At 40.5% G+C, this 1,566-nt stretch carries 2 protein-coding genes and 1 pseudogene; all 3 read right to left on the bottom strand.

Translation table 11 applies throughout. The features are described 5' to 3' along the window. Positions 1-466: 466 nt before the first annotated feature. Positions 467-1,051: a recombination mediator RecR gene (gene recR, locus KPX09_RS05225; protein WP_249549296.1), complete on the bottom strand. Its 585-nt coding sequence runs from the start codon at positions 1,049-1,051 to the stop codon at positions 467-469. Positions 1,052-1,126: 75 nt separating this feature from the next. Beyond that, positions 1,127-1,297, bottom strand: a complete 171-nt coding sequence (tatA, locus tag KPX09_RS05220) for a twin-arginine translocase TatA/TatE family subunit (protein WP_011451063.1) — start codon at positions 1,295-1,297, stop codon at positions 1,127-1,129. Positions 1,298-1,315: 18 nt separating this feature from the next. Next, positions 1,316-1,566: pseudogene (locus KPX09_RS05215) on the bottom strand (ABC transporter ATP-binding protein); the annotation flags it as partial.

Below are 1,566 nucleotides of genomic sequence, written 5' to 3'. Positions count from 1 at the left end.
ATCGAATAAAAGCATTTATGTTGCTCATATTTTTACACCATTGTCATTCGTCAAGAGGTGTTTTGTCTTGCATATTTTGACAATCTTGTGGCTTCATCTCTGCAACAATATTGCATTTTGGTATTGCAAGTTATTGTGATGTGTAAAGATATCAATACAGAATCATGTTTTGGCATGTAGAGATTAACTCTGGCACATACCTGACAGTAACCTCAGTGTATACCGTTGAATATCAGGCGTTTTTTGAATTATCACTAATGCAGAGATTTAAAAGGTGTAGGAGCGGCAATAAGTGGCGTATGGCAGAGTGATGTACTTCAAATAGTGTTGTAGATTTAAATTTTTTAGATCCAGAAACATGTAACAAGAAACTTATTGCCTTTGTAAAGTATCCTTAGATTCTCTATTTACACCTTATTATAGAAAGCAATACTGTGTATTTCTAGGCCAGTTCAACAATTTAGCACTATATAGTATAGCGTGATGATAGCGCTGCACGAAGCGTTCCCTCATCTAGATAGTCTATCTCACCACCTAGAGGAATACCGCACGCGAGCCTCGTAACCTTAACTCCTGTACTCTTTATGGATTGTGCAATGTAGTGACACGTTACCTGACCATCCATATCACTGCCTGTGGCAACTATCACTTCTTTTACGCCGTGTAACTTGACCCTGTCGGGTATGCTACTCATATTTAAGTCTTCAGGGCCAACACCAGACAACGCTGATAGAACACCACCGAGTACATGGTACATACCTTGATATATCCTTCCTTTTTCAAAAGCCCACAAATCACCCAATTCTTCGACGATGCAGAGCAAACTCCTGTCACGCCTGCTATCGGTGCATATGCTACATGGGGAAGTAACATCCAAATTAAAACAGATTTCGCACTCTTTTGTACTTTCTTCCAATTCCCTGATGCCATTGGCTAGGGGTGTCATAACGTCATGTCTGTGTCGAAGAAGGTGTAAAACAATCCTGCGTGAAGAAGCAGGCCCTAAGCCAGGAAGCTTAGAAAATAAACTAATCAATCTACTTATGTCCATCACACCTTCTTACAACACATACTCTTTCTTCAGCAAAACTATGAAAAGCTTTGACCAGTAAAAGGACTATCCCAGCTAATGATTTAACTCGTCCTTGGTAGGAACAAGTCTACCATCCTTTAATTCGCGTCTCAGGTTTTTCATACCCTTGCCCAAATCCCCCATGACTTGAGGAAGTTTACCAGCGCCAAACAGCACCAAAATTATCAGCAGTACAAGAAAAACCTGCCATGGACCTAAAGTCATATGCGTACCTCACAAACATCAGAGTCTAAAAAGCAAAGCCTTACTCGAGTCTAAAGATACACGTATTACATCACCTACCTCAGGCAAAACTGCACCCAAAAACAACATCCAGTAAGCACTATTGCCAACAGATATGTATATCATATTATTAAAGAATCTCACAAGCTTTACCACAGCGAGAGTATTGCTGGAGTGATGAAGGAGGATGGCGTCAGGCCTAATACATACAGCAACCCTAGAACCATCTAGGAAACCATCGGCATTGATAG

It is taken from the genome of Anaplasma phagocytophilum (genome assembly GCF_023476575.1).
GTDB classification, from domain to species: Bacteria; Pseudomonadota; Alphaproteobacteria; order Rickettsiales; family Anaplasmataceae; genus Anaplasma; species Anaplasma phagocytophilum_A.
Note: the sequence above shows the minus strand (reverse complement) of the source record. Positions and strands in the feature narration are given on the sequence as shown.

Coding starts and splice junctions, on each gene's coding strand:
- recR (WP_249549296.1), bottom strand. CDS start 1,051: ATGGACATAAGTAGATTGATTAGTTTATTTTCTAAGCTTCCTGGCTTA.
- tatA (WP_011451063.1), bottom strand. CDS start 1,297: ATGACTTTAGGTCCATGGCAGGTTTTTCTTGTACTGCTGATAATTTTG.